This window comes from Deinococcus rhizophilus (genome assembly GCF_030271215.1).
GTDB classification, from domain to species: Bacteria; Deinococcota; Deinococci; order Deinococcales; family Deinococcaceae; genus Deinococcus; species Deinococcus rhizophilus.
This window is the reverse complement of sequence record NZ_JASNGB010000143.1, coordinates 418-7,563: the sequence shown is the minus strand read 5'-3', so window position 1 is coordinate 7,563 and position 7,146 is coordinate 418. Positions and strand designations below refer to the sequence as shown.

The following is a 7,146-nucleotide window of genomic DNA, read 5'->3' as shown; positions in this document are numbered from 1 at the left end:
CCTGGGCGCCCCTGCAGGCCCAGCGCCGCGCGGCCCCGGCAATCCGCTGGACAGCCCCCAGCCTTCCGCGCAGCCTCGCGCTGCTGGGTCGGCGGCAGACCGACGGCGGCTGATCCCGCTTCCGTCCGGTTCCTGAGCCGTCAGGAGAGCGCTCACTGCTTATCCCTCTCCCGGAAGCCGTCCTTTTTCCCTCGTCCTCTGCCCGCGCCGCTCCCCGAGTCTGGTCGGCTTTCCGGGGGTCTCGGCACCCTTCCACCGGAATCCGTATGGGGGCGGGCCACCTGCCTTCCACTTTCCGCCTCCTCTGCTGCGCTGTTTTCCCTGGAGCTTTCCCGTGACCTATTCCAATCCCAACCGCAACAACCGGCGGCCCCCGCCCCGGCGTCCGGCGCCCGGCGCCAGCAAGCCCAATCCCTGGACCGCGCTGCTGCTGGTGCTGACCCTGCTGGGCGGCCTGCTGTACATCTGGCGCCCCTGGGAGCACACCCAGAACCCCTGGACCCTCTGGGACGACGACTACCAGTTCATGACGCTGGGCCTCGACCTCAAGGGCGGGCTCAGGATCGAACTCGCGCCGGAAAACCCCAACGCCACCCGCGAGGAACTCGACCGGGTCAAGACCGTCATCGAAAACCGCATCAACGCCCTCGGCGTGGCCGAGCCGACCGTCACGGTGGCGGGCGGCAAGCGCGTGGTCGTCGAGATTCCCGGCGCGACCCCCGCCGTGCAGCAGCGGGCGCGGGACATCATCGGGCAGACGGCGCGGCTGGAGTTCCGCGTCGTGCAGGAGGGGGCGCAGCCTGACCCGGAACTCGCGCAGCAGCGGCCTGCCACGGGCGGCTATACCCTCGAGGACCTCGGCCCGGTGCTGGCGACGGGTGAGGTGATCGACAGCGCCCAGTCGACGACCGACCCCACCACGGGCCGCTGGGTCGTGACCTTCCAGAACACCGAGGAGGGCGCGAAGACCTTCGGGGACTTCACCGGCCAGAACGTCGGCAACCTGATGGCCGTGGTCCTCGACGACCAGATTCAGTCGGTCGCCACCATCCAGCAGCGGCTGTTCCGCGACGTGCAGATCACCGGGGACTTCGACGCGCAGGAGGCCAGCCAGCTCGCGCTGGTGCTGCAATCCGGCGCCCTGCCCATCGAAATCAAGACCGAGGCCGAACGCGCCATCGGCCCGACGCTGGGCGCGGACGCGATTCGCAGCGGCGCCATCGCGTCGGCGGTGGGCGTCGCGCTGGTGTTCGGCATGCTGTTCCTGTACTACGGCTTCTGGTTCGGGCTGGTGGGCGCCCTGGGCCTGCTGTTCTCGGCCGTCGTGATTCTGGGGGCGCTGGGCGGCTTCGGGGTCACGCTGACGCTGCCGGGCATCGCGGGACTGGTGCTCACCATCGGCGGCGCGGTGGACGGCAACGTGGTGTCCTTCGAGCGCATCAAGGAGGAGATGCGCCGGGGCAAGGGCATTCGCAACGCGATCGGGGCCGGGTACGAGCAGTCCACGGTCGCCATCCTGGACGTGAACGCCGCGCAGATTCTCTCGGCGCTGGCGCTGTACAACTACTCCACGGGCGCCGTGAAGGGCTTCGCGGTCACCCTGATCATCGGCGTGGTCATCTCGACCTTCTCCAACCTCGTGTTCGCCAAGTGGCTGATGCAGTGGCTCGCGCAGCGCAGGCCGGGCATGTCGGCGCCGACCCGCATCGGCAAGACGAACATCTCGTTCATGAAGGCCGCGCCGGTCGTGACCACCCTCAGCGTGCTGCTGGCACTGGGCGGCGGGCTGCTGCTGGCGACCAAGGGCCTGAACTACGGGGTGGATTTCACGTCCGGGACCACCCTGACCGTCCGCACGGCGGCGAACACCTCGACCGAGCAGGTACGCGGGGTGGTGGCGGGCGCGGGGCTGGAGAAGGTGAACGCCCAGAACGCGACCATTCAGCGTGAACTGGTTCCCGTGGCCGGGGGCCTGCAGTACAGCGTGAAGGTGCCGGAACTGACGGCTCCCGAGGCCGATCAGCTCACGGCCGCCATCGGCGAGCTGCCGGGCGGCGAGGTGCTGGCCCGCGAGACGGTCGGCCCCGCCGTGGGCCAGGAACTCACCCGCAACACCGCGCTCGCCGCGCTGCTGGGGCTGGGGCTGATCCTGGTGTACGTGGGCTTCCGCTTCGACTTCACCATGGGGCTGGGCAGCGTGGTGGCCGCGCTGCACGACGTGGCGATCGCCATGGGGCTGTTCAGCCTGCTGGGGCTGGAGTTCACGGTGGGCACGGTGGCGGCGCTGCTGACCCTCATCGGCTACTCGCTCAACGACTCGATCATCATCTCCGACCGCATCCGCGAGAACCTGCGCCTGATGCGCGGGGCGAGCTACCGCGAGATCGTGAACACGTCCATCAACCAGACGCTCTCGCGCACGGTGATGACCTCCATCTGCACCATGCTGCCGCTGGTCAGCCTGCTGGTACTCGGCGGCCCGGTGCTGCGCGACTTCGCGCTGATCCTGCTGGTCGGGATTCTGGTCGGCACCTACTCCTCGATCTACATCGTGGCCCCGATGGTCGTGTGGCTGGAGGAATGGCAGGCCAAGCGCCGCAGGAAGACCAGCCAACCCGCCGGGGCATAAGCGCTCCCTTTCCCTCAACCTGGGGCGGCCTTCCGAGTGGAGGCCGCCCCTCTGCTGTGGCGAGCCCGCAGGAGGTGTGCGCCCCCGTGCCCTGGTCCGGCCCTGTCCCTGTCCCTGTACAGTGGCCGTACCATGAACAGACTGATTGGAGTCGCCGCGCTGCTGACCGTCTCATCCGCCGCCGCCCAGACCGACATGGCTGCCAGCACGGTGGGCGGGTACGTGGGCCAGGTCAGCAGCCTGGTCTTCGAGACGAGGACCGAGCTGGCCCCGGCGGTCACGGGGGCGCGGCGGGCCGAGATCTGCCAGTTCACGCCCAACAAGGTGCAGACGCTGCTGGACCGGGGAAACGAACTCGTGACCAGTCAGCGGAACGTGTACGCGGCCAGCGCGACCCCCACGAACGCCAGCCTGTACCTGGCCGCCACGCAGGCGCGCGGCGCCCTGCTCTCCATTCAGGAGGGCGTGAACGCGGCCTGCACCTATGCCCGCGAGCCGCTGGCGGCCTCGGTCGCCTCGCTGGCGCTGAAGGTGGCGCAGCTCGAGGTGGAACTGGCCTTCGGGGAACTGGGGAAAGCCTTCGAGCCCGCCGCAGCGAAGTAGAGAGGGCGACTGCGACTGGCGCCCAACCAAATTCGTGGTGTACGCAGCATTGTGTCGGGATAGGGTGAGGCGTGGCTGTTCCTGATTTTCAGGCTTTCATGCGCCCCTTTCTGCTGCTGCTGCATGACGGACAGGAGCGCCGGATCCGGGACCTGTATGAGCCGCTCGCCGCCCATTTCTCGCTGACGCGGGATGACGTTGAAGAGTTGCTTCCCAGTGGGCGGCAGGCCAGGTTCGCCAACCGGATTCTGTGGGCGAAGTTTCACCTCAGCAAAGCGGGTGCGGTGAGTAGCCCCGGCCGGGGTACCGTCGCCCTGACTGAGCAGGGCCGCCGTCTGCTGGAACAATTCCCGGAAGCGATTTCTATGCGCGACCTGGGCACCGTGCCGGACTACGCCCGGTTTATCGCTGGGAGCCGGACGGCACAACCCCCAGCCCTTCCCCACGACGAACCGGCCTCATCCCCTGCGGCCTCCCTTTCTCCGGATGAACAACTCGACGCCCTGCACGCGGAGCTCACTGCATCGCTGGCCTCCGAACTGCTCGAACAGGTCATGCAGCTCTCCCCGGCACAGTTCGAGGTGCTGGTGGTGCGCCTGCTCGTCGCCATGGGTTACGGCGGAAGCACGCGCGATGCGGGTGAGGCTCTGGGCAAGACGGGGGACAACGGCATTGACGGTGTGGTCAAGCAGGACCCGCTGGGGCTGGACCGAGTCTACCTCCAGGCCAAGCGGTGGCAGGGGGGTGTGGGCAGCCCAGAAATCCGCACATTCGCAGGAAGCCTGAGCTACCACAAGGCCAGCAAGGGGGTCTTCATCACCACGTCGCACTTCAGCGACAACGCCCGCAAGACGGCGGAGCAAATCGGCAGCATCATCCTTGTGGACGGCGTGCAACTGGCCCGCTTGATGATCGAATACGGTGTCGGTGTGCTGACCCGCGCGACCTATCACGTCCGGCGGGTGGACCTCGAGTTCTTCGAGGAACTCTGAGCCTCACCGTCAGCTCCAACCCCGCCTTAACCGCCGCCCCCTACGCTGGGAGAGCAGGTCAAGGAGGTCCGCTATGAATCCCCACCCCCAGCGCCCGGACGACGACAACGACGACGAGATGATCGGCACCCTGCTCAGCCGCAGGCGGGCCCTGCGGCTGCTNCCCTACGCTGGGAGAGCAGGTCAAGGAGGTCCGCTATGAATCCCCACCCCCAGCGCCCGGACGACGACAACGACGACGAGATGATCGGCACCCTGCTCAGCCGCAGGCGGGCCCTGCGGCTGCTGGGGCTGGGGGGCGGCGCGGCGGCCCTCGCCGTGGGCGGGGTGCTCGCTCAGCGCGGGGCTCCTCCCGGCGGCACGGGCGGCACCAGCGCGGGCACAGGCGGCGGGACCGGGCTGCCCGGCTGCGTGGTCCGCCCCGCGATGACCGAGGGACCGTACTACGTGGACGAGGGCCTGCGGCGCAGTGACATTCGCAAGGACACCACGACCGGGAAGGTCAGCGAGGGCGTGCCGCTAACGCTGGACTTCGTGACCTCGCGGGTGGCGGTCGGCAGTTGCCAGCCGCGAGGGAACGTGCTCGTCGACGTGTGGCAGTGCGACGCGAACGGCGCGTACTCGGACGTGGCGGGCAACACCGGGGACTTTCTGCGCGGCGCTCAGGTCACGGACGCCGGGGGCCGGGCCTCCTTCACGACCGTCTATCCGGGCTGGTATCCGGGCCGCGCGGTGCATGTCCACTTCAAGCTGCGGCCCCTGGACGCGGCGGGCCGGGTGACGGGCGAGTTCACCTCGCAACTCTTCTTCCCGGAGGAGGTCACCGACCGCGTCCACGCCCGCGCTCCCTACAGCCGCCGGGGCAGGCGCACCACCCTGAACGCGCAGGACGGCCTCTACCGCAACGGCGGAAATCAACTGCTGCTGAGTCTGGTCGGCAGCCCGGAGCAGGGATACCGGGCGACCTTCGACGTGGGGCTGAACATCGGCTGAGCCGGGGTCAAGCCCGCTCCTTGACCCGCCGCATCAGCCCGTCCAGCGTCGTCACCGTCCGCAATTCGGAGGCCGGGAGCCACTCGCGCAACCTGCCGTCCGGCCTCACCTCGTAGGCGGCGGGCAGCCCCACGTCCCGCAGACCGAACTCGGCGACCAGCTCGTCGCGGTGGAGAAACCGCACCTCGCGCTCCAGCCCCCGCACGAAGTCGCGCCACTCGCGCCGCATCCCCAGCGGGCCGTAGGTCACCGCGCACAGCGAGCAGGCGTAGGTCTGCGGCGAGACCGTTTTGTGCCACAGGTCCCTCAGGGCGTTCACGGCGCCGCTGTCGGCGTTGTAGACGAAGATCAGGGGCGAACGCTCGGCGGGCATGGGTCAGGGTAGAGGCGGGAGACGAGCGCGACCGCGAGGCCGCCCACCGGGGGGACGCCCGGCCCTCCCCCACCCCGCTAGACTCGGCCCATGTTGACCGCTGCGGGTGCCCCGTCCATCACGGTGGCCTTTCTGGCAGGGCTGATCTCGTTCCTGAGTCCTTGCGTGCTGCCGCTGGTGCCCAGTTACCTCGGCGTGATCGGGGGAGCGCGGGCGCCGCTGGGGCGGGCGCTGGGGTTCATCCTGGGCTTCGGGCTGGTCTTTATCGCGCTGGGCGCCACCGCGAGCACGCTGGGCGCCCTGCTCGCGCCGCACAAGTTCCTGCTGGGGCAGGTCGCGGCGGTTCTGATCCTCTTTTTCGGGCTGGTGATGCTGGGCGCCGTCCGGCTGCCCTGGATGATGCGCGACACGCGGGCCCTGGCGAACGCGGGGGGCTACGGCCCGGTCGCGCTGGGGGCGGCTTTCGCCTTCGGGTGGAGCCCCTGCCTGGGTCCGGCGCTGGGCAGCATCCTGGGACTGGCGGCCAGCACGGCCAGCCTGGGCACGGGCGTGGGCCTGCTGACCGCCTACACCCTGGGGCTGGCCGTGCCCTTCCTGCTGGCCGCGCTGCTGTGGGACCGCCTGAACCTGCGGAGGCTCAACCGTTATGCGGGCGTCTTCGAGAAGGTGGGGGGCGCGGTTCTCGTGCTCGTCGGCGTGCTGATGCTGACCGGGCAATTCACGCGGCTGGCGACCTTCTTCTATGAGGTGATGCCCGCGTGGCTGAGGGTTTAGAGCATTTGACAGAATTACGGCCCCCGGGGAAGGGCGCCCCAGGTGCCTCCATTCTGCCCAATGCTCTTCTTCAATTCGCTCGCTCTGCTGCGCAGCTTTGCAAGTCCGCTCGGCCAACGAGTGCGGAAACCCACCGCATTCTTATGGCAAATGCTCTAGGGGCGCAGGACACGGAGCGCGGGGCGCAGGAAAGGATGGAGGCCGCCGCGCACCGCGCACCGCAGACCGCGCTCCCCCACGCCCTGCAACTGCGTGACCTCTGGCTGAGGCTGGGCCGCGAGGTCATCCTGCGCGGGGTGACGCTGGACGTGCCCGCCGGAGAGGGCGTGACGCTGCTGGGCGAGAACGGGGCGGGCAAGACCACGCTGCTGCGGGTGCTGGCCTCGGGGCTGCGGCCAACGCGCGGCGAGGGCCGGGTGCTGGGCTACGACCTGCGCGACGGGCGGGCGGTGCGCGAGCACGTTCACCTGATGCCGGTGGACGCGGGGCTGTACCCGGACCTGACCTGCGCCGAGAATCTGGCCTTCGCCCTGCGGATGCATGGGCAGTCCGGCGACGTGCCCGGAGCCCTGAGGCGGGTGGGCCTGTCGGGAGCGGCGACCCGGCGGGCGCGCTTTCTCTCGGCGGGGATGCGCAAGCGGCTGGCGCTGGCGCGGGCGTGGCTGCTGGCCCGCCCGGTCACGCTGGTCGACGAGCCCTTCGCCAACCTCGACGACGGGGGCCGGGCGCTGGTGCTGGAGCTGCTGGGCGAGCTGGCCGGGCGGGGCGTGACGCTGGTGGTC

The 7,146-nt window shown here is 69.6% G+C and carries 7 protein-coding genes; 6 read left to right on the top strand and 1 reads right to left on the bottom strand.

What is annotated here, in order from left to right:
- Window positions 1-334 precede the first annotated feature (334 nt).
- The 4 genes from secD (at window position 335) to QOL99_RS12990 (ending at window position 5,217) form a co-directional block, all read left to right on the top strand.
- On the top strand, window positions 335-2,629 hold the full coding sequence (gene secD, locus QOL99_RS13005; protein ID WP_285524422.1) for a protein translocase subunit SecD: 2,295 nt from the start codon (window positions 335-337) through the stop codon (window positions 2,627-2,629).
- 132 nt (window positions 2,630-2,761) lie between these two features.
- A complete protein-coding gene (locus QOL99_RS13000) occupies window positions 2,762-3,232 on the top strand; it encodes a hypothetical protein (protein ID WP_285524419.1) in 471 nt (156 codons plus the stop codon).
- A gap of 71 nt (window positions 3,233-3,303) precedes the next feature.
- Complete coding sequence (locus QOL99_RS12995; RefSeq protein ID WP_285524418.1) at window positions 3,304-4,224, top strand: restriction endonuclease; 921 nt, start codon at window positions 3,304-3,306, stop codon at window positions 4,222-4,224.
- A 198-nt stretch (window positions 4,225-4,422) separates the two neighbouring features.
- Window positions 4,423-5,217 (top strand): intradiol ring-cleavage dioxygenase, encoded by a 795-nt coding sequence (locus QOL99_RS12990; RefSeq protein ID WP_285524415.1) that lies wholly within the window; start codon window positions 4,423-4,425, stop codon window positions 5,215-5,217.
- A gap of 7 nt (window positions 5,218-5,224) precedes the next feature.
- Here QOL99_RS12990 and QOL99_RS12985 read toward each other — a convergent pair whose 3' ends face one another.
- Window positions 5,225-5,590, bottom strand: coding sequence for a hypothetical protein (locus QOL99_RS12985; protein WP_285524414.1), 366 nt, complete (start codon window positions 5,588-5,590; stop codon window positions 5,225-5,227).
- Between the two features lie 90 nt (window positions 5,591-5,680).
- Here QOL99_RS12985 and QOL99_RS12980 point away from each other — a divergent pair, with 90 nt between their 5' ends.
- Both QOL99_RS12980 and QOL99_RS12975 read left to right on the top strand, forming a co-directional pair.
- Window positions 5,681-6,364 (top strand): cytochrome c biogenesis CcdA family protein, encoded by a 684-nt coding sequence (locus QOL99_RS12980; RefSeq protein WP_285524412.1) that lies wholly within the window; start codon window positions 5,681-5,683, stop codon window positions 6,362-6,364.
- A 194-nt stretch (window positions 6,365-6,558) separates the two neighbouring features.
- Window positions 6,559-7,146, top strand: a 588-nt coding sequence (locus QOL99_RS12975; protein WP_285524424.1) for an ABC transporter ATP-binding protein, incomplete at its 3' end; no start/stop codon positions are given.

What these genes read in the sequence shown, in the direction of transcription:
- QOL99_RS13000 (WP_285524419.1), top strand. Translation starts at nt 2,762, where the DNA reads ATGAACAGACTGATTGGAGTCGCCGCGCTGCTGACCGTCTCATCCGCC.
- QOL99_RS12990 (WP_285524415.1), top strand. Translation starts at nt 4,423, where the DNA reads ATGAATCCCCACCCCCAGCGCCCGGACGACGACAACGACGACGAGATG.
- QOL99_RS12985 (WP_285524414.1), bottom strand. Translation starts at nt 5,590, where the DNA reads ATGCCCGCCGAGCGTTCGCCCCTGATCTTCGTCTACAACGCCGACAGC.
- QOL99_RS12980 (WP_285524412.1), top strand. Translation starts at nt 5,681, where the DNA reads ATGTTGACCGCTGCGGGTGCCCCGTCCATCACGGTGGCCTTTCTGGCA.